Source organism: Pseudomonas sp. SJZ080, assembly GCF_007828295.1.
GTDB lineage: Bacteria > Pseudomonadota > Gammaproteobacteria > Pseudomonadales > Pseudomonadaceae > Aquipseudomonas > Aquipseudomonas migulae_A.
On record NZ_VIUK01000020.1, the window covers coordinates 19,521 to 40,522 of the forward strand.

A 21,002-nucleotide genomic window follows, 5' to 3' on the forward strand; every position below is an offset into this window, starting at 1 on the left:
TTACTCCTTGACCGGTGGTTCAGGGCACAGCCAGCCGTCAGGCGTCATGACTGCTTGCTTGAGCTTGGTGGCGTCGACGTCGGTAGTCGCCGATTGCTTGGGCTGTGCCTGGTCGGCGCGGTCTTGCAGGCGCTCCGGGTCCAGCTTCAACGGCTCACCGCCGGCGTTCATGCGTTCGACTTCGGCAACGATCGAAACCTTGTCGCCAACGAAGTCACCAACGCGGGTGGCGTCAGCGTCATTGGTCACGACGTGCCAGCGGCCACCGGCACTGTGCTTGGCGGCGTACAGCGGAGGCTGTGCCTGGGCGGTGTCGGCCTCGTTGGCAGTGGTCACTGCTGCTGCGAGCGGCGTCATAGTGCCAAGCGGTTCGCCTGGGGTTTGAATCTTCAAATCATCTGGACCGGGCATGGTCTTGTCTCCTGATGGTGTGAAGCCCGGCACGTGACCGGGCATCAGCAGTTGCTGGACGGGTTACTCGGCGGGCGAGGCAGCGAGGGCTTCAGGCTCAGGCGGTACAGGGGTTTTCAGCAGTTGCTTGGCATAGGAAATCAAGTCAACGCTCAGCGTGTTAGCGGCGCCCTGAACGTCCATGTTGTTCGACGGTGCAACGCGACTGACCAGCGTTCCCGCGATCTCAACAAGGATTTGCGCTTTCAAAACATCCTGATAATCGACTTCGCGGATAGTGGCTTCTGGCATGGGTGTAGCCCTCGGGTTGATGGGGAATCAACGAATTGAGGGCCAAGGATCAGGTGGGCAGGCTGTCGGGTTCCCGACTATTTGCGAGGGGTGCAGGCGGTGGCCACGTAATCGATCAGCCCGTTCAAGGCGATGATGGCTTCGTCTCCGTCGTTGGTGATGGCGACAATTCGTTGAGCAGCCGCGGGGTCAATGTCGGCTCTCGCTTCTGCATCATCCACGCCGGCGGTGGTGGCGGTGGCTCGCACTGCGGGACAACGGGCTGGGACTGACAGCCGCTGAGCACCAGTGCCAACGCGAGCAAGCTGGGCTTTGTGCTGGGCTTGAACATCGGTGAGTACCTTCGTGTGGTCGGTGTCGAGCTGGGCCAGCAGGCGCTGGGTATTGCGGCGGGACTCGGCGGCGTTGGTCAGCGTGGTGACCTCTTCCTCGGCAGATGCCAGCTTTGTGCTGACGTGGTCGACGCGCCAAAGCGCCAGCAGCAGCCCGATGGCCAGTGCGGCACAGATGCCGGCGAGGATCTTCACGGCACGTCTCGGAAGAACACGTGGTTGCCAATGGTGACGGTTTGCTTCGCTCCCACAGTCCACTTGGGCGCGGTCTTCATGCTCTTGGCGTAGTAGTGAGTGGCGCCGCCGGTTGGGTCAGGCGTTGCGCCATCGACGACGAGCTTGGCGTTGCGCATCACCAGGGCGTACTGGCTGGGCGGGATCTGCTTGGCGCCACTCAGGTAGGGATAGTTCGGGTCGTTCTTGTTCCAGCAGCTGAACTGCCACGGGGCCTGGCACACGCCGGCATAGCCCTCGCCCCACCACGACCGAGGGTTGCCATCGTTCACCCGGTTGCGGATGGTCCAGGCAACAGCGACCTGCCCTGCTGGACCTTCGCCGCGTGCTTCACCCCACAGCGTGCGGGCCAGTACATCGATGTCGTTGGCGACCATCAGTCCATCCTCAGGATGCGCGCCACGTTGCCGCGAGCCCGGTAGACCAGCACCACCAGGACGAGCAGAACGATCAGCTGGAAAGGGGAAACGGCGGGGGTAGGCCTGGAGAAGAGGACCGACATCATGATCGACAGCCACTCGCAGCCTGTTGCGGCGGCCAGCGCGTAGGCCATCCATGACACGCCAGCGCGGTATCGGGCACCCTGCCGGCGATAGAAAGCGATGCGGATGCAGATGGCGCCACAGACACCCCCTGCAAGAAGAGTCCATGGATCAACCATTGGGACGACCTCCACGAAGATTGAGGAGCCATTGCAGCCACCCAGGCACCTTGCCGCCGCCAAACCACTCCAGAAGGCTGATACAGATGGTCACGCAGAACAGCGCGCCGAAGAAAGCGACAAGGCCAGATGTCTTGGCCCATTCACGGCCGATCACTTCGCTTGCAACGTAGTAACCGGCCACCCATGACGCGATGAAATAGCCCAGACGGGCCAGCGGAGTGAGGTCCTTCGCGTAGACCACGATGAACATTGCACCAGCGAATGCCCCCACCACCGCGTTCGGGTCCACACCTGGCCACGAGCTCACAGCGGTGACACCGACAATCCCTGCGGCCAACACTGCCCCGCTGCTTGGCTCTGCCATTTGATACCTCGGAAAGAAATAACCCCGCACAGGGCGGGGTCGGGTTACTCGACGAGGTAAGGATCAGCGGGGTTGGGTGTCGGGTTCCCGACTATTTGGGAGGCAGTAAAAACCCCGCCGTGGCGGGGCTCTGTTACAGGTCAATCATCATTAGCAGCTGGCGGTAGCCTAAAACATGCGAGACGACCCTCGATGTGTTTGATGTGATCATCCAACACCCAGAGTGCACCCATCACGTTTTGATGGGTGATCGAGAAGCCTTCAATGTACGTGCCGTTCTCACGCAGCAATGCCAGCACAGATCGGGCTTTCTCCGCTGCCTCTCCCAAGGCGTCTACAAGTTCCAGTACTGCTTTACGTTGATCCATTCGTGGTTCCCTTCATCGAGTTGAGGAACCTCCGGTCGCTATACTGCGTCAATTTGTTGCTAATCTTTTAGGCATATATTGACGTTACGTATTTACGTAAATACAGTTCATACACCTTCAGCCCTAGGCCGAAGTGTGATTTTGAAGACCTTGCAGGAACTTCAAGCTGTACACCGGAGGAGAAACTGGGTAATCCGTTCCCCTCTACCAAACCCTCGACGCGGCAACGTCGGGGGTTTTTTTTTGGTTTCGGGTACTGGTGATGTGTCCAGTGATGTCGAATATAACCGCACTTTCTCAACATGCAACACACTCCCAAGAATTTTCTCGATCCCCATGTTGGGCGCCGAAACACTGACTCCGGCGCCGGTCAACCTGAGTGATAAGCCCACCAGTCACCTTTAGCGACCATGGGCAGTCTTGATCTGTCGTTCCCCGTGATCTGGCACCAGAACAACACAAGTCGCTCCCCTTCCGTGTAGCGAGGTTCAGCGCCTTGTTTCCAGCCCAACAACGTGGTGCGCGCAACTCCGATGACATCAGCAACCGACTGCGGGGAATAGCCGGTACGTGACAAGGCCGTGATGACCTGAAACCAGTCAACCCGGTGTTCGACTCGCTGCTGGGCTACGGCCAGCATGGTCAGCCCCCAAACGCGCGCGCACGCGAGGCAGAGAGCAGTTGCGCGCCCTCCGCCCCCTCCACCCCCCTCATTACGCGGCAAGTCATTTCAGCGATAACAAAACTGAAGTCCATAACCGGATCATCGGATCCATCGAACTGGAACGGATGCACAGCTCTGCGGTACCCAAGCAGCCCCTCAGGCTCACCTGGTGCTGACAGATCTACGTCCACCCCGATCATTACCCAGCCGTCTACCAGCTCGCGGCAGGCCCATTGCATGACTGGCTTTTTCATGTGCTCCCCTCCCCAGGGTTATTGGCAGACGGACGGCAGACCCATCCAGTAGAGCTTCAACGCCATGAACACCAGCGCGGACAAGGCAGTGAATCCAGCAATCAAAATTGTGTTCATGACGACTTCCCCTCAAGCGGCACAACACGAACGAGTACGCCCGGGGTTTCACCGAAACGCTTGCTCAGCGAGACGTTGACCACCTGGACGTCATCCTTGAACACGATGCCGTTGATGCCGTCGCAGATAGCCTTCAGGACGTTGTCCGCGTCTGGCTTCTTGGTTGGCATCACCAGCCCTTGCAGGGCCTCGGCGGTTTTCTTCTTCGACCAGGACGCAGCCACGGACACGATGATTTTCATTTCCACCATGACGGGGCCGGCGAACAGGTCGCGGCCGTTCATGGCTTGCTGTGCGGCCATGGAAATGAGGGTTTCGTAGTTGGCGGTCTTGGTTGGGGTGAACATGCGTGCATGCCCACCGATGGTGCTGACGCGTGATCTGCCCTTCCCCACGGCTTCGCCCGGTACCACGAACGAAACGGGCCTTTGATCAAGCATGGTCTTCTCTCCGGATACCGAGTTTTGCCAGCAACATGGCGCGGGCAGATTGAGGGTTGGCCGGGATGCCCTGGGCGATGACCAGCGCTTCGGCTTCCTTGCGGGAGTGTTCGAGCTGGACCTGTTCGCGGGGTCGCATGCTGTCGCTACCAATGCCTTTGGCAATGCGGCCTTCGAGCGGCTGGCCGGTCTGGGCGCGGCGCATGACGATGGCGTAGTTGCGCTCGAAGCGTTGTTTCAGCGCTTTGTCGTTGTGGTTGCCGGCGCGTAGATCGAACGTGCTTGTCGCTTCGGCGGCGATCTTCACAGCCTTGTGGCTGTAGGAACCACGCAGCGCTTCATCCCATGCCTGGGCTTCCGAGGGCATGTCGTCAACGCGCTCGCACAGATCCATGAAGTCGCTGGGCGATGGTGGAAACTTGCACTCCAGCACCATGCGTTGCAGACCACGGTTTACAGCCTCGTCCCCCAGTTCCTGAATCCCGGTCATCCACACGCGGCGGGCGAGCTGCTCAGCCCGTGCATCGCCATAGTGCTTTTCGTACCAGGCAGGGAACGCGGTTTTCAGCGTTGCGAAGACACGGCGAACTGCCCGGCGCACTTGCTGCTCCAGCGGGGTAACGTTTTCGGCTACTGGCTCACCAGCTAGGGTCGTTGAGGATGTCGTGAGCGTTACGCGAGCGGATTGGAGCAGTTCGTCTACCGGTGTCATTGAGTGTTCCCCCGTTGGCTTGCTGGGTGCGTGCTTGGCGTTTCAGTTGCTGGGCGAGCGCGTGTTCCCACTGAGCCTGGGTCTTCAGGTCATCGGGTCGGCTGATCCAGTAGGAGCGGAATTCAAGAAGCTGGTCGGCTTCGAAGGTTTGCCCGGCCATGCCATTGCGAAACAGGACGGCGGTGAAAGTCTTGGGGTCGGGCTCCCAAACGTCGTGGAGCGGAAATTTCGTCTGCGCGGTATGTGTGTGTTCTTTATTCTTATCTGTATCTAATCTGTCGTGACTCGGCGTGACTGTGCGTGACGCGCCGTGACTCTCCTTTTCCTCGGCTTCCCTTCGCAACCGCTCTCGCTGATCCCTTTTTCGTTGCGCAGCTGATTTGGCGCCGCTTTCAGGGTTGCCAGCGTCTTCACGTTTTGGTTGTCGCCCTTCCCATCCGGACAACCGATCACCGTCCATGACACGTCCCTGCATGGCCAAAAATACGGCTTCAACCTGCTCGTCTGTCACGTCCAAAGCGGACGCAATATCCTCTTTCGTGACTGTCACGTGACCGCGCGTGACATTTCGTGACGCGTCAACGAGCAGATGCACATACATGGCCTGGACAAGTGATATCGGCTGCGAGGAAACGCGGGCGATGGTTCTCCATTTCGGATCGTTTGGCATGTCGTGCCAGAGCCTGAGCCAATCCATGGTCAGTCTTCCTCCAACTGGTCAACGTGCTGCACATGCTCCATCCAGCGCTTGGCCTGATGAAAAATCGCCTCGATATCGCGCTGGTTAAAGCAACGCATTTCGTTGGGGACAATTTTCAGGTCGAGAACGGCCAGGATCTGAGCGAACTGCTCAAACTTCTCCGGTTTCATGCGGCTGATCGTGGCCTCATCGCAACCGACTGCAACCGCGACGGGACCGTTGCCGATCGATGCAAGACGCTGCATGAGGACCGAATAGTTCTTGCGGGCCCTTACGGTCTGCTCTTGGTTCAATGGGCTCGACATAGTCAGGCCGCCGACTGGCCTGGCTCAGGGAACACCTGGGCCAGATCGCAAGTGGCACCGAGATCATTCAACGCGGCAACGATCAAGCGGGCATCAGAAAGGGATGGAGTCCGTTCGCCACTCTCGTAGTTGGCGATACGTGACTGCCCCCAGCTCAGCTTTCGGTACAGGTCGGACTGGCGGATTCCAGCCTTTTCCCTGATTTCACGGATACGGTTCATGGGCTTAGCCTCCTGTGGATCTTAGCGAAGGATAAACACATAACGTGATTAACACAAACACGATAAGTGAGAACAGTTCATTTCGTTGCGTGATTAAACTCGCAGCCATGAACACACTCGGCTCAAGAATCAAGCATTACAGGCGGGCTCTGGGCATGTCCCAGAAGGCTTTGGCGATGGCGTGCGGCTGGGGCTCACAGTCCCGGATAGGCAATTACGAGACTGATTCACGCGAGCCAACGCTCGACGATGTCAGGACGATTGCGGCTGCTCTTCGAATTGCACCGGAAGCACTGCTACTGGAGGACGACGACAGCGTACAAAATGTGCAGATGGCCTTGCAGCCAACCAAGGCGCCCAAGGCCTACCCTTTGATCAGCTGGGTTATGGCTGGCGAATGGGCAGAGTCACCGGACAACCATCACCCAGGGGATGCTGATGAATGGCTGTCATCGACCGAGAACGCTGGTGAAAATGGGTTTTGGCTGACCGTACGCGGCGACTCAATGACCTGTAACGGCAACCCAAGCTTTCCAGAGGGTTCACGCATCTTGGTGCGGCCAGAAGCCGACCGAATCAGCGGTAAATATTACGTGGTGAAGCTGATCGACAAGGGTGAAACTACTTTCAAACAATTCATCGAAGACGCCGGCAACAAGTACTTAAAGCCGCTGAACCCGAGCTATCGCACTATCGAAATCAATGGGAACTGCCAGTTCATCGGGCGCGTCATCGATACAAAAATGACTGGACTCTAATTCTGTAACGGTGAGGGATAATTTCCATGAAAGGATTCGTAAAATTTATCCTGGTCGCTGGTATTCTCAGCGCTAGCCCAGCATGGGCCGCAACGGGCAAAAACCTGGTGGACTGGGGCAAAGACTACGAGACAAACCAAGCGGGCACCTCTTTCACTGGCGGATCTTTTTTCGGTTACGTTTCGGCAGTTGCTGACAGTTTTCGAGGAGTTGGCTTATGCCCTCCAGACAATGTCACTTACGGTCAATTGGCCGCAATTACCCTAAAATATCTCCGTAATAACCCTGAACAGTGGAACCAAGATGCATCTGGATTGGTTTATGAGTCTCTCTCGCGGACGTTTCCTTGCAAGAAAAAGTAACTATCCAGCGTTCATTCGTATAAGACCCGACTTAATAAGCTAGAAACCCGCCCTCACTTCCAAAAAGCCTGGCTGATGCCGGGTTTTTTTCGCCTTCAGAAAAATAAATCACGATACGTGTTTGACAGCGCAAACACATTGCGTGATTATTGATCACAGGAAACACGCACATGAACACGCAAGCCGGCGAAAGCCACCGCTCTTTAGTTTCACCGCTTCACCACAGGTAGCGATGAACCGGCCTTAACGGTTCAGAGGGATGGCAACTGTCCCAGGGTGCGCAGCGTAAAGCCCCAAATCAGTTTTCCAGCGGACAGGGTCGCGGCTGGAGATAAGGAAACACCGGAATTTGCATCGCCTCTGTCCACTCGGCGAGTGGGCAGACGGATGTAATCACCGCTTGGAGGCACCATGGAACACGAAATAGTTGTTGAGGGGTTTGTCCTCCAAGTGGAGGTAACCCATTGCGAGAACACGCCACCTTGCCCCGGCACCTGGTCCAGTGACTGGGATGCTCAGGGCTGCCGCGAACTCGAGTTCAAGGTTGTGTCGGGCATCTGCTACGACGATGACGGGATCCGAATGGATGTCGAGCCGTATCAACTGCCGATTCTGGCTCATTCGCTCGGCCGTCAGATTGAAACGGCGCTGTGGGTTGAGATTGACGCCATCAACCGCCGGCAGAAACGGTGGGCAGCATGAGCCGCCAGCATCAAATCGCCGTGGACATGATCGACTCTCGGTTCACTCAGCTGAATGCGGGCAGCACATCAGCGCAGTTGCATGCTGAAACGAGCATGGCCTACGAAATGGCTCACTCGCTGGGTGCGATCGATAACCGGGAGTACGGCCACTACAAGGCCCGGCACAACCGGATTATCGAGATCCAGCATCAGGAATTGATGCAGAAACTGGAGTCATACCGATGACCACACCACCAGTTAAATCACTGATCGACGAGCAAATCGCCGAAATCGAACGAACCCTGACCATTCTTGGCGTCGGCCTACCCCGCGATCTTCCTGTATCGGCGCTTCCGCCCAAGCTGGCGGCAGCTATCAAGGGCGGTCGGATCGCGGTGAGGGTTCGGCCATGACCATGATTTGCAGCAAGTGCAACAGACTCGGCATCCACTGGGTCGGCCCCCTGTCGAACCTCACCGGGACCAGGTGTCCACATTGCGGCGGCGAGAATTGCCAACGCGACTTGCAACCGGATGATCAGTGCCGTGAGTGCGGCAGCGAGGTCTGCAACGGCGAGTGCTTCGGCGACGACATGATGGGTTCATCGGGGTGACCACTGCTCAGCGGTACCGGCGCCGCGCCATCCGCTGGACCTCAGCCGCAGTCGGCCTTTTGTTCCTCACCATCGTTCTCTTGGGCCCTGCAATCGGCGGCCTGATCACTCAATAGGTAAGCATCATGGAAACCAAACCAGATGGCGGGCCGGCTTTTCCGATGCCCGCCGAGCAGTGTGTGTACGACTCAAGCCAAGGGATGATCGGCACAGAAGGCTATGGCCGTCACGCCGAATATGGCATGAGCCTGCGCGACTACTTTGCGGCCAAGTGCGATGTAAGCCAGTACGTGCCTGTCGACGTGTTCTATCGAACGTATGGCCGCAACCCGGCCGCAAGCGAACTGGCTGAAATGATTGCGACGATCCGCTACATCGAAGCCGACGCAATGCTGGCTGCCCGCTCCGCCTAACCCTTCCCGCTAACCCTCTTCAATGCTGCGCACGTCGCGGCAAGGAAACTCTTGTGTCCGAATTAGCCATCAAGCAGACATTCAGTCTCGCGCCGCAGAACCTCGACGAGGCGTTGAAGTTCGCCGACTACCTCGCCAACTCCGACATCGTCCCCAAGGACTTCCAACGCAAGCCGGCCAACATCCTGGTGGCTGTCCAGTGGGGCATGGAACTGGGTTTGCAGCCCATGCAGGCCATGCAAAGCATTGCGGTCATCAACGGTCGCCCGTCGCTCTGGGGTGACGCAGTGATCGCCCTGGTCCGCAGCTCGCCGCTGTGTGAGTACGTGTACGAAACCGACGATGGCGAGACGGCAACATGCCGGGTGAAGCGCGTCGGCGAAGAGGAACAGTCCCGCACGTTCAGCATGACCGATGCCGGCTTGGCTGGCCTCAAAGGCAAACAGGGCCCGTGGAGCCAATACCCGAAACGCATGCGTCAGATGCGTGCCCGCTCCTTTGCTCTGCGCGACGTCTTCCCTGACGTGCTGCGCGGCATGCCGATGGCCGAGGAAGTCCAGGACATTCCCACCGAGCGCGAGCTCAACCAGACCCACGTCCGCAAGGCCGACGAGCCAAAGCAGTTGCCGGCTTATCCCGACAGCAAGCTGGAAGAAAACGCGGACAAGTGGCGCGGAATGATCGCGCAGAACCGCACCAGCCCTGAACACCTGCTGAGCACCCTGACCAGCAAGTACGTCCTCACCACCGAGCAGATCGAGCGTATCCACGCCCTGGCGCCAATCGAAGGAGATCACACTGATGCAAGTGCATAACGTCCAGCAAGGTACGCCCGAGTGGCACGCCCTTCGTTCCAGCTACTTCACCGCTTCGGAGGCACCCGCGATGATGAGCGCTTCGAAGTTCCAGACCCGCAACGACCTGCTGTCCATGAAGAAAACCGGCATTGTTCCGGACGTCACCCCGCAGCAACAGGCCGCGTTCGACCGTGGCCACGCCACTGAGGAAATGGCCCGGCCCCTGGTCGAGGAAATGATCGGCGAAGAGCTCTACCCAATCGTCGGTACCAGCGGCAACCTGCTTGCGTCCATGGACGGCGCCACGATGCTGGGCGACGTCCTGTTCGAACACAAGCTGTGGAACGAGAAGGTGGTTGCACAAATCCGCGCCGGCGAGCTGGAGCCGCACTACTACTGGCAGCTTGAGCAGCAGCTGCTGGTCAGCGGCGCCGAACGCGTGATTTTCGTCTGTTCGGATGGCACCAACAACAAATTCGCCCACATGGAATACAGCCCCGTGCTTGGTCGCCGTGAGCAACTGGTCGCTGGCTGGGCCCAGTTCGAGCAGGAACTTGGCGAATTTGTGCCGCAGCAAGCAAAGGTAGAGGCGATTGGCGCTGCACCCGACCAACTGCCGGCGCTGCGCATCGACGTAACTGGCATGGTCACCGCCAGCAACCTGGACGCGTTCAAGTCCCACGCCCTGGCGGTAATCAGCGACATCAACACCGAGTTATCGACCGACAAGGACTTCGCCGACGCCGATGCAACGGTTAAGTGGTGCGGCGAGGTTGAGGACAAGCTGAAGGCCGCCAAAGAACACGCGTTGAGCCAAACCGAAAGCATCGACGTGCTGTTCAAGGCGATCGATGACATCGCGGCAGAGACGCGGCGCAAGCGCCTGGAACTGGAAAAGCTGATCAAGGCGCGCAAGGACATTATCCGTAGCGATATCGTCATGGATGCGGCGAAGGCCTTGCAGGCGCACATCGACCAGATCAACGAAACGCTGAACAGCCGAATCCGGATGCCCAAGGTGCTGGCGGACTTCGCTGGCGTCATCAAGGGAAAACGCACCATCGACAGCCTCAAGGAAGCCGCCGACGCTGAGCTGGCCCGCGCCAAGATCGAGGCCAGCCGAATTGCTGACTTGATCCGGATGAACCTGAAAAGCCTGAACGAACTGGCGATTAAGCACGGCTTCCTGTTCCACGATGCCCAGGACCTTGTGCTCAAGGCCAACGACGACCTGGTTGCATTGATCAAGGTTCGGATCAGCGAGCACGAACAGCAGCAGGCCGAGCTGAAACAGCAGGAAGAAGCCAAGCAGCAAGCTGCAGCGGCCGTAACGCCTGCACAGGTTGTAGAACCTGAGCCTGAGCCTAAGACGGTCGAACCGGCGCCGGTCACCACAACCGCAACGGTTTCGACAATTACCCAAACGCCGGCAGACGATGGCCAGCGCATAAAGCTGGGCGATATCACCTCGCGCCTGGGCTTCACGCTGTCGGCTGAGTTCCTGCGCTCCCTGGGCTTCGAAGCGGTGGAGCGCAAGCAGGGCGCGCAGCTGTATCGCGCCAGCGACTTCCCTCTCATCTGCACCGCCCTGATCCATCACATTCAGGCAGTGCAGAGCAACCAGGCCGCAGCCTGATCAGGGGGCTCGTCCATGGCTTCCGAATCCGTTCTAGATATCTACGACAGCATCGAGGAGTTCGCCGCGATCCTGGTCTCCGCTGAGCTTCACGCCAGCGGCGGCTGGGAAATGGAATTCGTCGAGAACATCCGCGCCAGCTTCAAGCGTTACGGCGCCCACACCAACCTGAGCCCAGCTCAACAATCAAAGCTTGAGCGCATCGCCAAGCACTGAGGACACTCTATGAAAACTGAACACTTCGAGGCCATCGAACGCGCAAAGATGCACGGCGTGATGCCTTCGGTGCTGGCCCATCAGCTATTGGTGCGCGATCTGGTCGAAGCCGCCATGTTCGAATGGCAGAACATCGCCGCACCGTTCAACAAACTCAACGAAGGCCAGCGCCAGGAAGTGACCGACCGGGTTACCGAAAAAGTCACCGAAGCGGTCTACACCGCTGTTGGGATCATTTCGTCTCGCAGCGTCGACACCATCCCACTGACAGTGGCCGATGCCAAGTTCAAGGCCAAGAGCATCACGGTCACCGCGACGATTGATGCTCAGGATCCGAATCGTCACGGCCTGATCGACGTAGCCGGCAAGCTCTGCCTGCTGGTGCTGGCCCCGAACGATTATGCCGAGGGCCTCGACAGCCTCACGGTTGAACGTGATCAGCGCGATTTGCCACTGCACAGCAGCGATTTGACCGGCAGTCTGTTCGACCGAAAACAGGCGGCGAGCGGCCCGGATGAACCGGACAGCGAGGAACTGCCAGACCATGACGGCGAAGGTGAAGATCCGCTGTATCAGGAAGCCGTTGCTTTCGTGATGGAAACGCGGCGCCCTTCTATTTCAGCCATCCAGCGCAAGCTGAAGATCGGCTACAACCGCGCGGCGCGGATGCTCGAAGGCATGGAGCAGACAGGCATTGTGACGGCAATGAACACCAACGGAGCTCGGGAAGTGCTGCGTCCAATGCTGGACCAGCAAGCCGCCATCAACAAAGAGTTCGGCGATTTCACCTATGAGGATGCCGCCCAGCTGATCGTCCTCAAGGCCAATACCAAGCCGTTCAAAGCTCACTGGGTGCAAAGCCGACTGGCCATCGACAGTGACCAGGTGATGGTCCTGCTGTTGCGTCTGCTCGACAACGAAGTGATCCAGCTCGACACCGAGGGCGCGACCTCCCTGGAACACAGTTACAAGGTCATCGCCTCGCTGGAAGACGTCGTTTAACCCACCCCACCGCAACACCGCCGGCGCCTTCGGGCGCCTTTTCTTCGCCTAAAGGAAAGTGCCCCATGAACCTGCTGACCCCCTACGACACTGAAACCACCGGCCTCCCGCTGTTCCGCGACCCAAGCGACGATCCGCGCCAGCCGCACCTGGTGGACATCTGCATTCTGGCCTACAGCCCTGACGGCACCCTGGTCGATTCCTTCGAAGCAATGATCCGCCCTGATGGTTGGGTGATCCCGCCTGAAGTCACCGCAATTCACGGCATCACCAATGAAATGGCCATGGACTTGGGGATCCCTGAGTCGGAAGCGCTGGACGGCTTCATGGCCATTCACGACCGCGCCGGCCTGCGTATCGCCCACAACATCCAGTTTGATGACCGGATCATGCGCATCGCGCTGTCGCGGTACCGGGGCAAGGAAGCGGCAGACGCGTTCAAGGCCACCGCCGGCTACTGCACCTGCCAGTCGAGCAAGAACATCGTTCAGTGCCCGCCCACCGAGAAGATGATCCGCGCCGGCTTCGGCAAGCAATTCAAGGTGCCGACCGTGGCCGAGGCCCTTCTGCACTTCACCGGCGAGGAGTTGGTCGGCGGCCACCGCGCGCGGCCCGACACCGAAGCCTGTGCCCGCATCTACTTCGCGATGAACCCGCCGGTCACTCAGGTGGCTTGATCCTGCCCCACCATGCGCCGGCGTTTGCCGGCGTAACCTCTTTCACAAGGACACCGCCGCATGATGCTTAAGCGCGTACTCAAACACTTTCATTTCTGCTGCGGCCTCGGTGGTGGTGCCAAAGGGTTCAACAAGGCCAAGCCAATCGTTGGCAACATCCAAGCCGAATGGCAGTGCATCGGCGGCGTCGACATTGATGCCGCTGGCCTGGCCGACTTCGAAAGGTTGAGCGGAGTGAAAGGCACGCTGCTGGACCTGTTCACCCGAGATCAGTACATCCGCTTCCACGGTAAAGAGCCGCCACCAGGTTGGCGTGAGGCCACCGTCGACGACATCCGCCGCGCCGCCAACTATCAACGGCCTGACGCGGTGTTCATTTCCAGCCCATGCAAAGGCGCGTCCGGCTTGCTGTCTGAAAAGATGAGCCTCACGCCGAAGTATCAGGCCCTGAACGAACTGACGTTGCGCTGCATCTGGTTGTTCGGCGAAGCCTGGAAGGACGACCCGGTCCCGCTGCTGGTGTTCGAGAACGTGCCACGGCTCGCCACTCGTGGGCGTCACCTGCTGGACCAGATCAACAAGCTGCTGAGCCACTTCGGCTACGCGGTTGCAGAAACCACCCACGATTGTGGAGTCATCGGCGGTCTGGCCCAGAGTCGCAAGCGCTTCTTGCTGGTGGCCCGACACATCGAGAAGGTGCCGCCGTTCCTGTACGAGCCGGAGAAAAAGACCCTCAAGTCTGTTGGCTCAATCCTCGGCCGCATGCCTCTCGCCGGCGACGTAGAAGCCGCGGGGCCGATGCACCGGGTACCGGCGCTGCAATGGAAGACATGGGTTCGCCTCGCCCTGGTCACCGCCGGCAAAGACTGGCGCAGCCTGAATGATTTAGCGATCGAGGACGGCTACCTGCGTGACCTGGTGATCGTGCCGGAATACCGCGCCGGTTACCTGGGTGTGCACGACTGGAAGGACTCTGCCGGTACTGTCGCCGGACGTAGCAGCCCAACCAATGGTGCGTTCTCCGTTGCGGATCCACGCAGCAAAGCCGGCGCCCTGCAATACCAGCAGTACGGTGTCCGGCGCTGGGACGAAACAAGCGGCGCGGTCATCGGAGTGAAGTCGCCCGGGCAAGGGACGTTCAGCGTTGCCGACCCTCGGCCAAATTGGAACCGACACAGCAACAACCTGGCCGTCAAAGAATGGGACCGCCATAGCTCAACCATCATTGCAGGTGGCAAGGGCGTACAAGGCGGGCAACTGTCGATCGCGGATCCTCGCCCAGGCATGAAACGCGTGAAGGGTGACGCATACCTGAGCGGCGGGCATTACGGCGTTGTTGGCTGGAACGATCAGTGCGGCGCCGTCTCGGCAAGCGCCCGGCAAGACAACGGCCGGTGGTCCGTCGCTGATCCACGCATGCCGGAAGCCAACGAGCGGCTGACCTGTGTGATCGAAAGCCTCGACGGCACCTGGCACCGGCCATTCACCACACTTGAGCTGGCTGCGCTGCAAAGCTTGGTCGAGCCCGAGGAAATGTTCGAGCTGGACGGTCTTAGCGATCAGGCCTGGCGCGAACGGATCGGCAACGCAGTACCACCGGCAGCCGCCGAAGCAATTGCCCACGTAATGGGCACCACCCTACTGCTGGCCGCCGCCGGCGAAACCTTCATGCTCAACAGCATGCCAATCTGGGTTCAGCCCGTGGCTATAGGTCTGAGCGTTTCTCAGCAGGTATCCCAATGAATTCACTTGCACAGCAGGCGCTTGACCGTGCCCGCCACCCTGCCCCTGCGTCAAAGCTTCTGCCGCCAATCGTGGCCAACGAGCCGCTGCCCGAGCTGGTCATCACCGGTCCAATCAACCGGGTCATGGAGTTGGAGGGCAAGCGGTACGCCCTTGAGGTGGTACGCGCCCTTGGCGCTGCCATCCGCCGTGAACCCGTGCGGACAAAAGCTATTGCCGACCTGACCCGGTACGCCGCACAGCGGCCAGCCAGCGTGGCCAGCGGCGTCAAGATTGTCATTGATTTGTTGAAGGGGGCGCCGTAACAAAGCTCGTGCAGTTAAGACAGTCCACCGATCGATTGAAGCTTAAAGTTGATCGTCGCAACCATAAACTGACCTAACTCGCTTTTTTATATTCATATATAGGCTTAAATATTTCCTCTTATCATCCTCAGGATGCATCGCATGGGCACAAATATATGCAAGAACGTCTGCTATTTGCAGCAACTGAGGATATCCCCCATCACCTATTAAAGGTTCAACTGAATATACCCTTCCCGGTTCTGGATGGACATCATTGAACCCGGAGGTTAGAAAGTGAGCCTGCCGCTTTCGTTCTCCGAGAAACTTCACTGGAGTAGTGTCGGGAGCTATGTGAATCTGACAATCCTTGGCCTGCGGGCCGTGAGCGCCGTCTGGCCTGACGACAAAGCACGCTTGTGCTAGCGTTCCGAGAACACCTTTCGGATCATATTTGGCCGGCATTTGGATATTCGGACCACCGTCCGGCGATTCAAACATCAGCGGCTCATCAAACATATGTTTGACCTTGTCCTCTAGTGCATAAGCAAACCTTAAACCTGCTTCATTGCGGTTTATTATCGTGATCAGGTTGGTAAGTATTGAGGTTATGTCTTCCCTGGATAAGTGGCTCAACCCCAACTTATCCCTACGCTGCCCACTGAAAAGTTCACGACAATGAATCCCTACACCCTCGGGAAATTTAAACCTTTTCCTTACCTCCTCGAACTCCCGAAGAATCGATTTCAACCGGGTTCTTTTAAATATTATGAAAGCGAAGACTAAAACCCCTTCGTATTGGCTGTCGTCTCCGAATGCCATATACCTGGCACCGCTGTCGGCACCCACGCTATCCACGTTTCCAGCCATTTTTGCTTCCTTACGTCACGACTAATTCGCTCATCTTCGTCTCGAACCCACCTCTCGCGCAATAAGCCAGGCGCGCAGTCGTATCCCCAACTTAGTCCACCCCTGCAAAGGCGTGGCGAGGAATCCCTATGGCCAACACAAGAGCAGCGACGGTCGCAGAGACCCCGCCACGCTTCATCCGGGCGATGGATGCCCCTGCATATCTCGGCATGTGCCGCGCCGAATTCAAGAACACCGTACGCCCCCACGTAAGGGAGTTCCCTATTGGAAAACAGGGCGTGGCCTTTGATCGGCACGAGTTGGATGCATGGGCAGACGCCTACATCGCATCGATGGCAATTGAAAAAGCTAGCAATGAGGACAACAATCCGCCCCGCAGTGGGCGCCAAGGAGTTAATAAATGGCGCGAAAAACCATGTCTGGCCTCTACGAGAGGAACGGCATTTGGCACATCGACAAAGTCGTCAGAGGTAAGCGACTTCAAGAAAGCACTGGATCGAGTGAAAGGGAAGAAGCCGAGCAGTACCTGATACACCGGCTTGAAAAGCTGCGGCAGGAATCGATTTACGGCGTGCGTCAGGTCCGAACCTGGCGCGAAGCCGCGACACGGTTCCTGGTGGAGTTTCAGGATCAACCCTCAATTGGGCTGTCAGCATCTCACTTGGAACAGCTCGATCCGTACATCGGCGACTTGCCCATAACCCACATCGATGACGGGACGCTGGCGCAATTCATCAAGGATCGGAAGAAACCAGGCAAGACCACCACCGGGAAGGTAAAGCCGGGGGTATCGAACAGGACGGTGAACATCGCGCTACAGCGGGTTGTTCGAATACTGAACCTGTGCCACAGGAAGTGGCGGGATGCGGAAAAACGGCCGTGGCTGGAGAGCGTGCCGATGATTTCGATGCTTGAGGAAAAGAAGTCCAGCCGGAAGCCTTACCCATTGTCATGGGAAGAGCAGGCCATTTTGTTTCCTGAGCTGCCAGATCACCTGTTGAGGATGGCCCTCTACAAGGTGAACACAGGTTGTCGGGAACAGGAGGTCTGCAAGTTGGCATGGGAGTGGGAGATACGAGTGCCGGAACTGAACACCAGCGTATTCCTGATACCGCCTGGATTCGGCGGACGAAATGATAAGTCTGGGGTAAAGAACGGCGATGAGCGCCTGGTGATACTGAACAAGGTGGCGATGTCCATCATTGATGGGCAGCGCGGGCTACACCGAGACTTAGTATTCCCATACGGACAACCAGATCAGTTTGGGGCCACGGCCATGCACCGGATGAACGACTCGGCCTGGAGGAAAGCCAGGAAGCGCGCGGCGGACAAGTGGGAAAAAGCCCACCAGGCGCCAGCGCATCCCGGATTCATATCAATCAGGATTCACGACTTGAAGCACACCTTTGGCAGAAGGCTACGTGCGGCAACCGTGACAGAGGAAGATCGGAAGGCGTTATTGGGGCATAAGAACGGCAGCATTACGAGCCACTATTCTACCCCGGAGCTGCAGCATCTGATCGAGGCTGCGAACAAAGTATCGGCAACTGACTCTCGCGGGCCAGCGCTGACCATTTTGAGGAGGAAAACGGGATGATCCCCCGCAAAAGTCCCTACGCGTAAAAAAGCCGAACTGGCTAGAGTTCGGCTAAGTTACTGATAAATATGGTCGGGACGGAGTGATTCGAACACTCGACCCCTAGCACCCCATGCTAGTGCGCTACCGGACTGCGCTACGCCCCGACTAGGCGTGAAACTCGTTCTTCACCTCGAAGAACGCTCAAGAATATATCGCAAGCTTTTGAAAACTGGAAGTATTCAAACGCATGAATTTATTTCTTGAGCACCACCAGCACATCTTCCAGTTCGGCAATCATCTGCCGAATCATCTGCTTGTATTGAGTGGTGTCGTCTTTGGCTTCATCGCCGGACAAACGCAAGCGTGCGCCGCCGATGGTGAACCCTTGATCGTAAAGAAGCGCGCGGATCTGCCGGATCATCAGCACGTCTTGTCGCTGATAATACCGGCGGTTTCCGCGCCGTTTGACGGGGTTGAGTTGAGGAAACTCCTGCTCCCAATAGCGCAGCACGTGTGGTTTTACCGCACACAGCTCGCTGACTTCACCGATGGTGAAGTAGCGTTTGCCTGGGATGACGGGTAGCTCGTCGTTATGACTTGGTTCCAGCATAAGCCTCAACTCGGGCCTTCAACTTCTGCCCTGGACGAAAGGTGACCACACGGCGAGCCGTGATCGGGATTTCTTCACCCGTTTTCGGATTGCGGCCAGGCCGCTGGCGTTTGTCCCGAAGGTCGAAATTGCCGAAACCGGACAATTTGACTTGTTCGTTGTCTTCAAGAGCGTGCCTGATTTCTTCAAAAAACAGTTCGACCAATTCCTTGGCCTCCCGTTTATTCAGGCCCAGCTCTTCATACAGACGTTCCGCCATTTCAGCTTTCGTCAGAGCCCCCATACGTCACTTCCTTAACGTGGCGTTCAACCTTTGTTCGAGCGAGGTGAGGATGTTTTGCGTCGTGGTATTCACCTCATCGTCATTAAGAGTGCGCGATGGATGCTGCCAGGTCAAGCCGACGGCAAGGCTTTTTCTATCAGGATCAATGCCTTTACCCTGATATACGTCAAATAGCCTGAGGTCCGTCAGCCATTCCCCTGCATTTTCACGGATTACGTCCAGTACGGCGCTAGCCGCGACGCCTTTTTCGGCAATCAGCGCGAGATCACGACGCACTTCAGGAAAGCGCGATAACTCCTGGAATTCAGGCATTTTGCCCAACGCCACTTCAGCCAGAACCAGCTCGAAAACGAAGACCGGACGGTCGAGACCGAGGGCTTTCGACAATTCGGGGTGAATTGCACCAACGAAACCTACCAGACGACCTTCGCGTTCGATGCGCGCGGTTTGACCCGGGTGCAACGCGGGGTGTTTACCCGGTACGAACGTGAACGAATCCAGTGCACCGGCGAAGCCCAGCACCGCTTCCACGTCAGCCTTGACGTCGAAGAAGTCGACGACATCGCGACCTTGCGCCCAGCCTTCCGGCAGACGGCTACCGCAAACAACACCCGCCAGCATCGGCTCTTGCTTCAAGCCTTCCAGCTGACCGACGAAACGCAGGCCGCTTTCGAACAGTCGGACGCGATCCTGTTGACGATTCAGGTTGTGCTGAAGCGCCTTGACCAGACCTGGCCACAGGGACGAGCGCATGGCCGCCATGTCGTTGGAAATCGGGTTGGCCAACAGCAGCGGCTCGACACCCGGATTAAACAACTCGAATTGTTTCGGATCGATGAAGCTGTAGGTGATCGCTTCCTGATAACCACGGGCTACCAGCAGACGACGCAACTCAGGCAGTTCGCTACGCGCTTCAGCCTTGGCTTGCGGCGCCAGACGGGCTTGCGGATAACGAACCGGCAGACGGTTGTAGCCGTACAGACGCGCCAGCTCTTCGATCAGGTCGACTTCGAGACTGATGTCGAAGCGATGGCTTGGCACTTCAACGCGCCACTGCCCTGCCCCATCGGCTGAAACGGTCAGGCCCAAAGCGTTGAGCAGACGCTCGACTTCGGCCGAATCCATTTCCATACCCAGCATCTGGGTGATGCGCTGGGCACGCAGGGTGACCGGTGCGATCTTCGGCAGGTGCTGTTCGCTGACGGTTTCGATGATCGGGCCAGCTTCACCACCTGTGATTTCCAGCAGCAGGCCGGTGGCACGCTCCATGGCTTCACGAGCCAGTTGCCAGTCCACGCCACGCTCGTAGCGGTGCGAGGCGTCGGTGTGCAGGCCGTAGGAACGAGCCTTGCCAGCAACGGCAATCTGATCGAAGAACGCACTTTCAAGGAAAATATCGCGAGTGGTCGCGGTATTGACGCCACTGTGCTCGCCCCCCATGACGCCGGCGATTGCCAAAGCGCGGGTGTGGTCGGCGATCACCAGCGTATCGCTACGCAGGCTGACTTCCTGACCATCGAGCAAGACAAGCTTCTCGCCTTCTTCAGCCATACGCACACGGATGCCGCCATTGATTTCAGCGAGATCGAACGCGTGCAGCGGCTGACCCAGCTCCAGCATCACGTAGTTGGTGATGTCGACGGCCGCATCGATGCTGCGCACTTCGGCACGACGCAGACGCTCAACCATCCACAGCGGCGTAGGCTTGGACAGGTCAACGTTACGGATCACACGCCCCAGGTAACGCGGGCAAGCGTTTGGCGCCAGCACTTCGATCGAACGCACTTCATCATGCGCGGCTGGAACGGTGGCAATGACCGGGCGGGTGACTTCAGCGGCGTACAGCGCGCCGACTTCACGGGCCAGGCCGGCCAGGGACAGGCAATCGCCGCGGTTCGGTGTCAGGTCGACCTCGATGCTGGCGTCGTCCAGGCTCAGGTATTCGCGAATGTCCTGGCCAACCGGCGCATCGACCGGCAATTCCATCAGGCCGTCGTTGCCTTCACCAATTTGCAGCTCGGCCTGAGAGCACAGCATGCCGTTGGACTCAACGCCACGCAGCTTGGCTTTCTTGATTTTGAAGTCGCCCGGCAGTTCGGCACCGATCATGGCGAACGGGATCTTCAGGCCCGGACGCACGTTTGGCGCACCGCACACAACCTGGAAAGTCTCCGAGCCATTGCTGACCTGGCAAACACGCAACTTGTCAGCGTCCGGGTGCTGCTCGGTGCTCAACACCTCACCAACGACCACACCGGTGAATTCGCCGGCGGCCGGCGTAACGCTATCGACCTCAAGGCCGGCCATCGACAGACGAGCAACCAGCTCGTCGCGACTTACCTGCGGGCTAACCCAGCCACGCAGCCATTGTTCACTGAATTTCATCCTGCTCTCCTAAGAAT

Annotated in this window: 30 protein-coding genes, 1 tRNA gene and 1 pseudogene; 14 read left to right on the forward strand and 18 right to left on the reverse strand. The window is 58.3% G+C overall.

Annotation, left to right across the window (positions count from 1 at the left end):
* The 13 genes from FBY04_RS22900 to FBY04_RS22960 all read right to left on the reverse strand — a co-directional run bounded on the left by FBY04_RS22900 (position 1) and on the right by FBY04_RS22960 (position 6,077).
* Complete coding sequence (locus FBY04_RS22900; RefSeq protein ID WP_145317094.1) at positions 1-411, reverse strand: hypothetical protein; 411 nt, start codon at positions 409-411, stop codon at positions 1-3.
* A gap of 63 nt (positions 412-474) precedes the next feature.
* Positions 475-702: a hypothetical protein gene (locus FBY04_RS22905; RefSeq protein ID WP_145317096.1), complete on the reverse strand. Its 228-nt coding sequence runs from the start codon at positions 700-702 to the stop codon at positions 475-477.
* A gap of 77 nt (positions 703-779) precedes the next feature.
* Positions 780-1,229 (reverse strand): lysis system i-spanin subunit Rz, encoded by a 450-nt coding sequence (locus FBY04_RS22910; RefSeq protein ID WP_145317098.1) that lies wholly within the window; start codon positions 1,227-1,229, stop codon positions 780-782.
* On the reverse strand, positions 1,226-1,645 hold the full coding sequence (locus tag FBY04_RS22915) for a cell wall hydrolase (RefSeq protein ID WP_145317100.1): 420 nt from the start codon (positions 1,643-1,645) through the stop codon (positions 1,226-1,228). The genes FBY04_RS22910 and FBY04_RS22915 overlap by 4 nt, the downstream gene beginning before the upstream one ends.
* Positions 1,645-1,929 carry a phage holin family protein gene (locus FBY04_RS22920; protein WP_145317102.1) on the reverse strand — a complete coding sequence of 95 codons (285 nt, stop codon included), beginning with the start codon at positions 1,927-1,929 and terminating at the stop codon, positions 1,645-1,647. The genes FBY04_RS22915 and FBY04_RS22920 overlap by 1 nt, the downstream gene beginning before the upstream one ends.
* Positions 1,922-2,296, reverse strand: a complete 375-nt coding sequence (locus FBY04_RS22925; protein WP_145317104.1) for a putative holin — start codon at positions 2,294-2,296, stop codon at positions 1,922-1,924. The genes FBY04_RS22920 and FBY04_RS22925 overlap by 8 nt, the downstream gene beginning before the upstream one ends.
* Before the next feature lie 140 nt (positions 2,297-2,436).
* On the reverse strand, positions 2,437-2,664 hold the full coding sequence (locus FBY04_RS22930; protein WP_145317106.1) for a hypothetical protein: 228 nt from the start codon (positions 2,662-2,664) through the stop codon (positions 2,437-2,439).
* A 642-nt stretch (positions 2,665-3,306) separates the two neighbouring features.
* Positions 3,307-3,582, reverse strand: a complete 276-nt coding sequence (locus FBY04_RS22935) for a hypothetical protein (RefSeq protein WP_145317108.1) — start codon at positions 3,580-3,582, stop codon at positions 3,307-3,309.
* A 113-nt stretch (positions 3,583-3,695) separates the two neighbouring features.
* On the reverse strand, positions 3,696-4,139 hold the full coding sequence (locus tag FBY04_RS22940) for a RusA family crossover junction endodeoxyribonuclease (protein WP_145317110.1): 444 nt from the start codon (positions 4,137-4,139) through the stop codon (positions 3,696-3,698).
* On the reverse strand, positions 4,132-4,740 hold the full coding sequence (locus tag FBY04_RS32430; RefSeq protein ID WP_256667127.1) for a replication protein P: 609 nt from the start codon (positions 4,738-4,740) through the stop codon (positions 4,132-4,134). Before FBY04_RS32430 ends, FBY04_RS22940 begins: the two co-directional genes overlap by 8 nt.
* A 37-nt stretch (positions 4,741-4,777) precedes the next feature.
* Complete coding sequence (locus FBY04_RS22950; RefSeq protein ID WP_145317112.1) at positions 4,778-5,548, reverse strand: DnaT-like ssDNA-binding domain-containing protein; 771 nt, start codon at positions 5,546-5,548, stop codon at positions 4,778-4,780.
* Positions 5,549-5,550: 2 nt separating this feature from the next.
* Complete coding sequence (locus FBY04_RS22955) at positions 5,551-5,856, reverse strand: CII family transcriptional regulator (RefSeq protein ID WP_145317113.1); 306 nt, start codon at positions 5,854-5,856, stop codon at positions 5,551-5,553.
* Between the two features lie 2 nt (positions 5,857-5,858).
* Positions 5,859-6,077 (reverse strand): helix-turn-helix transcriptional regulator, encoded by a 219-nt coding sequence (locus FBY04_RS22960; protein ID WP_145317115.1) that lies wholly within the window; start codon positions 6,075-6,077, stop codon positions 5,859-5,861.
* A gap of 89 nt (positions 6,078-6,166) precedes the next feature.
* Between FBY04_RS22960 and FBY04_RS22965 the strand changes: the two genes are divergently transcribed.
* The 13 genes and pseudogenes from FBY04_RS22965 (at position 6,167) to FBY04_RS23020 (ending at position 15,282) form a co-directional block, all read left to right on the forward strand.
* Positions 6,167-6,835 (forward strand): LexA family protein, encoded by a 669-nt coding sequence (locus FBY04_RS22965; RefSeq protein WP_371927848.1) that lies wholly within the window; start codon positions 6,167-6,169, stop codon positions 6,833-6,835.
* A gap of 26 nt (positions 6,836-6,861) precedes the next feature.
* Positions 6,862-7,197 carry a Rap1a/Tai family immunity protein gene (locus FBY04_RS22970; RefSeq protein ID WP_145317117.1) on the forward strand — a complete coding sequence of 112 codons (336 nt, stop codon included), beginning with the start codon at positions 6,862-6,864 and terminating at the stop codon, positions 7,195-7,197.
* A 411-nt stretch (positions 7,198-7,608) separates the two neighbouring features.
* On the forward strand, positions 7,609-7,899 hold the full coding sequence (locus tag FBY04_RS22975; RefSeq protein WP_145317119.1) for a hypothetical protein: 291 nt from the start codon (positions 7,609-7,611) through the stop codon (positions 7,897-7,899).
* Entirely contained in the window at positions 7,896-8,126 is a 231-nt protein-coding gene (locus FBY04_RS22980) for a hypothetical protein (RefSeq protein ID WP_145317121.1), read from the forward strand. Before FBY04_RS22975 ends, FBY04_RS22980 begins: the two co-directional genes overlap by 4 nt.
* Positions 8,123-8,293 carry a hypothetical protein gene (locus FBY04_RS32435; protein WP_178118320.1) on the forward strand — a complete coding sequence of 57 codons (171 nt, stop codon included), beginning with the start codon at positions 8,123-8,125 and terminating at the stop codon, positions 8,291-8,293. The genes FBY04_RS22980 and FBY04_RS32435 overlap by 4 nt, the downstream gene beginning before the upstream one ends.
* Positions 8,294-8,618: 325 nt before the next feature.
* Positions 8,619-8,906, forward strand: a complete 288-nt coding sequence (locus FBY04_RS22985; protein WP_145317123.1) for a hypothetical protein — start codon at positions 8,619-8,621, stop codon at positions 8,904-8,906.
* Positions 8,907-8,959: 53 nt separating this feature from the next.
* The gene (locus FBY04_RS22990) at positions 8,960-9,721 is read left to right on the forward strand and encodes a hypothetical protein (RefSeq protein ID WP_145317125.1); all 762 of its coding nucleotides are present in this window, start codon (positions 8,960-8,962) and stop codon (positions 9,719-9,721) included.
* Complete coding sequence (locus tag FBY04_RS22995) at positions 9,708-11,339, forward strand: YqaJ viral recombinase family protein (RefSeq protein WP_145317127.1); 1,632 nt, start codon at positions 9,708-9,710, stop codon at positions 11,337-11,339. Before FBY04_RS22990 ends, FBY04_RS22995 begins: the two co-directional genes overlap by 14 nt.
* Positions 11,340-11,354: 15 nt before the next feature.
* Positions 11,355-11,555, forward strand: a complete 201-nt coding sequence (locus tag FBY04_RS23000) for a hypothetical protein (protein WP_145317129.1) — start codon at positions 11,355-11,357, stop codon at positions 11,553-11,555.
* Between the two features lie 540 nt (positions 11,556-12,095).
* Positions 12,096-12,296, forward strand: a pseudogene (locus tag FBY04_RS32840) (DNA translocase FtsK); the annotation flags it as partial.
* A gap of 326 nt (positions 12,297-12,622) precedes the next feature.
* Positions 12,623-13,234 (forward strand): 3'-5' exonuclease, encoded by a 612-nt coding sequence (locus tag FBY04_RS23010; protein WP_145317134.1) that lies wholly within the window; start codon positions 12,623-12,625, stop codon positions 13,232-13,234.
* A gap of 60 nt (positions 13,235-13,294) precedes the next feature.
* Positions 13,295-14,977 (forward strand): DNA cytosine methyltransferase, encoded by a 1,683-nt coding sequence (locus FBY04_RS23015; protein ID WP_145317136.1) that lies wholly within the window; start codon positions 13,295-13,297, stop codon positions 14,975-14,977.
* Positions 14,974-15,282, forward strand: coding sequence for a hypothetical protein (locus FBY04_RS23020; protein ID WP_256667129.1), 309 nt, complete (start codon positions 14,974-14,976; stop codon positions 15,280-15,282). The genes FBY04_RS23015 and FBY04_RS23020 overlap by 4 nt, the downstream gene beginning before the upstream one ends.
* 42 nt (positions 15,283-15,324) lie before the next feature.
* On the opposite strand, the gene FBY04_RS23025 is transcribed toward FBY04_RS23020, so the two are convergent.
* The gene (locus FBY04_RS23025; RefSeq protein ID WP_145317138.1) at positions 15,325-16,128 is read right to left on the reverse strand and encodes a DUF3800 domain-containing protein; all 804 of its coding nucleotides are present in this window, start codon (positions 16,126-16,128) and stop codon (positions 15,325-15,327) included.
* A 400-nt stretch (positions 16,129-16,528) separates the two neighbouring features.
* Here FBY04_RS23025 and FBY04_RS23030 point away from each other — a divergent pair, with 400 nt between their 5' ends.
* Positions 16,529-17,725 (forward strand): tyrosine-type recombinase/integrase, encoded by a 1,197-nt coding sequence (locus FBY04_RS23030; protein WP_145317139.1) that lies wholly within the window; start codon positions 16,529-16,531, stop codon positions 17,723-17,725.
* Positions 17,726-17,794: 69 nt separating this feature from the next.
* Here FBY04_RS23030 and FBY04_RS23035 read toward each other — a convergent pair.
* The 4 genes from FBY04_RS23035 to pheT all read right to left on the reverse strand — a co-directional run bounded on the left by FBY04_RS23035 (position 17,795) and on the right by pheT (position 20,985).
* Positions 17,795-17,871, reverse strand: a tRNA-Pro gene (locus FBY04_RS23035).
* 89 nt (positions 17,872-17,960) lie between these two features.
* Positions 17,961-18,317 carry a MerR family transcriptional regulator gene (locus FBY04_RS23040; RefSeq protein WP_003179985.1) on the reverse strand — a complete coding sequence of 119 codons (357 nt, stop codon included), beginning with the start codon at positions 18,315-18,317 and terminating at the stop codon, positions 17,961-17,963.
* Positions 18,298-18,600 (reverse strand): integration host factor subunit alpha, encoded by a 303-nt coding sequence (gene ihfA, locus FBY04_RS23045; RefSeq protein WP_002553164.1) that lies wholly within the window; start codon positions 18,598-18,600, stop codon positions 18,298-18,300. The genes FBY04_RS23040 and ihfA overlap by 20 nt, the downstream gene beginning before the upstream one ends.
* A 3-nt stretch (positions 18,601-18,603) precedes the next feature.
* Positions 18,604-20,985: a phenylalanine--tRNA ligase subunit beta gene (gene pheT / locus FBY04_RS23050; RefSeq protein ID WP_145317141.1), complete on the reverse strand. Its 2,382-nt coding sequence runs from the start codon at positions 20,983-20,985 to the stop codon at positions 18,604-18,606.
* Positions 20,986-21,002: the final 17 nt, after the last annotated feature.

What these genes read in the sequence shown, in the direction of transcription:
- FBY04_RS22900 (WP_145317094.1), bottom strand. Translation starts at nt 411, where the DNA reads ATGCCCGGTCCAGATGATTTGAAGATTCAAACCCCAGGCGAACCGCTT.
- FBY04_RS22905 (WP_145317096.1), bottom strand. Translation starts at nt 702, where the DNA reads ATGCCAGAAGCCACTATCCGCGAAGTCGATTATCAGGATGTTTTGAAA.
- FBY04_RS22915 (WP_145317100.1), bottom strand. Translation starts at nt 1,645, where the DNA reads ATGGTCGCCAACGACATCGATGTACTGGCCCGCACGCTGTGGGGTGAA.
- FBY04_RS22920 (WP_145317102.1), bottom strand. Translation starts at nt 1,929, where the DNA reads ATGGTTGATCCATGGACTCTTCTTGCAGGGGGTGTCTGTGGCGCCATC.
- FBY04_RS22925 (WP_145317104.1), bottom strand. Translation starts at nt 2,296, where the DNA reads ATGGCAGAGCCAAGCAGCGGGGCAGTGTTGGCCGCAGGGATTGTCGGT.
- FBY04_RS22930 (WP_145317106.1), bottom strand. Translation starts at nt 2,664, where the DNA reads ATGGATCAACGTAAAGCAGTACTGGAACTTGTAGACGCCTTGGGAGAG.
- FBY04_RS22935 (WP_145317108.1), bottom strand. Translation starts at nt 3,582, where the DNA reads ATGAAAAAGCCAGTCATGCAATGGGCCTGCCGCGAGCTGGTAGACGGC.
- FBY04_RS22940 (WP_145317110.1), bottom strand. Translation starts at nt 4,139, where the DNA reads ATGCTTGATCAAAGGCCCGTTTCGTTCGTGGTACCGGGCGAAGCCGTG.
- FBY04_RS22950 (WP_145317112.1), bottom strand. Translation starts at nt 5,548, where the DNA reads ATGGATTGGCTCAGGCTCTGGCACGACATGCCAAACGATCCGAAATGG.
- FBY04_RS22955 (WP_145317113.1), bottom strand. Translation starts at nt 5,856, where the DNA reads ATGTCGAGCCCATTGAACCAAGAGCAGACCGTAAGGGCCCGCAAGAAC.
- FBY04_RS22960 (WP_145317115.1), bottom strand. Translation starts at nt 6,077, where the DNA reads ATGAACCGTATCCGTGAAATCAGGGAAAAGGCTGGAATCCGCCAGTCC.
- FBY04_RS22970 (WP_145317117.1), top strand. Translation starts at nt 6,862, where the DNA reads ATGAAAGGATTCGTAAAATTTATCCTGGTCGCTGGTATTCTCAGCGCT.
- FBY04_RS22975 (WP_145317119.1), top strand. Translation starts at nt 7,609, where the DNA reads ATGGAACACGAAATAGTTGTTGAGGGGTTTGTCCTCCAAGTGGAGGTA.
- FBY04_RS22980 (WP_145317121.1), top strand. Translation starts at nt 7,896, where the DNA reads ATGAGCCGCCAGCATCAAATCGCCGTGGACATGATCGACTCTCGGTTC.
- FBY04_RS32435 (WP_178118320.1), top strand. Translation starts at nt 8,123, where the DNA reads ATGACCACACCACCAGTTAAATCACTGATCGACGAGCAAATCGCCGAA.
- FBY04_RS22985 (WP_145317123.1), top strand. Translation starts at nt 8,619, where the DNA reads ATGGAAACCAAACCAGATGGCGGGCCGGCTTTTCCGATGCCCGCCGAG.
- FBY04_RS22995 (WP_145317127.1), top strand. Translation starts at nt 9,708, where the DNA reads ATGCAAGTGCATAACGTCCAGCAAGGTACGCCCGAGTGGCACGCCCTT.
- FBY04_RS23000 (WP_145317129.1), top strand. Translation starts at nt 11,355, where the DNA reads ATGGCTTCCGAATCCGTTCTAGATATCTACGACAGCATCGAGGAGTTC.
- FBY04_RS23010 (WP_145317134.1), top strand. Translation starts at nt 12,623, where the DNA reads ATGAACCTGCTGACCCCCTACGACACTGAAACCACCGGCCTCCCGCTG.
- FBY04_RS23015 (WP_145317136.1), top strand. Translation starts at nt 13,295, where the DNA reads ATGATGCTTAAGCGCGTACTCAAACACTTTCATTTCTGCTGCGGCCTC.
- FBY04_RS23020 (WP_256667129.1), top strand. Translation starts at nt 14,974, where the DNA reads ATGAATTCACTTGCACAGCAGGCGCTTGACCGTGCCCGCCACCCTGCC.
- FBY04_RS23025 (WP_145317138.1), bottom strand. Translation starts at nt 16,128, where the DNA reads ATGGCTGGAAACGTGGATAGCGTGGGTGCCGACAGCGGTGCCAGGTAT.
- FBY04_RS23030 (WP_145317139.1), top strand. Translation starts at nt 16,529, where the DNA reads ATGGCGCGAAAAACCATGTCTGGCCTCTACGAGAGGAACGGCATTTGG.
- FBY04_RS23040 (WP_003179985.1), bottom strand. Translation starts at nt 18,317, where the DNA reads ATGCTGGAACCAAGTCATAACGACGAGCTACCCGTCATCCCAGGCAAA.
- ihfA (WP_002553164.1), bottom strand. Translation starts at nt 18,600, where the DNA reads ATGGGGGCTCTGACGAAAGCTGAAATGGCGGAACGTCTGTATGAAGAG.
- pheT (WP_145317141.1), bottom strand. Translation starts at nt 20,985, where the DNA reads ATGAAATTCAGTGAACAATGGCTGCGTGGCTGGGTTAGCCCGCAGGTA.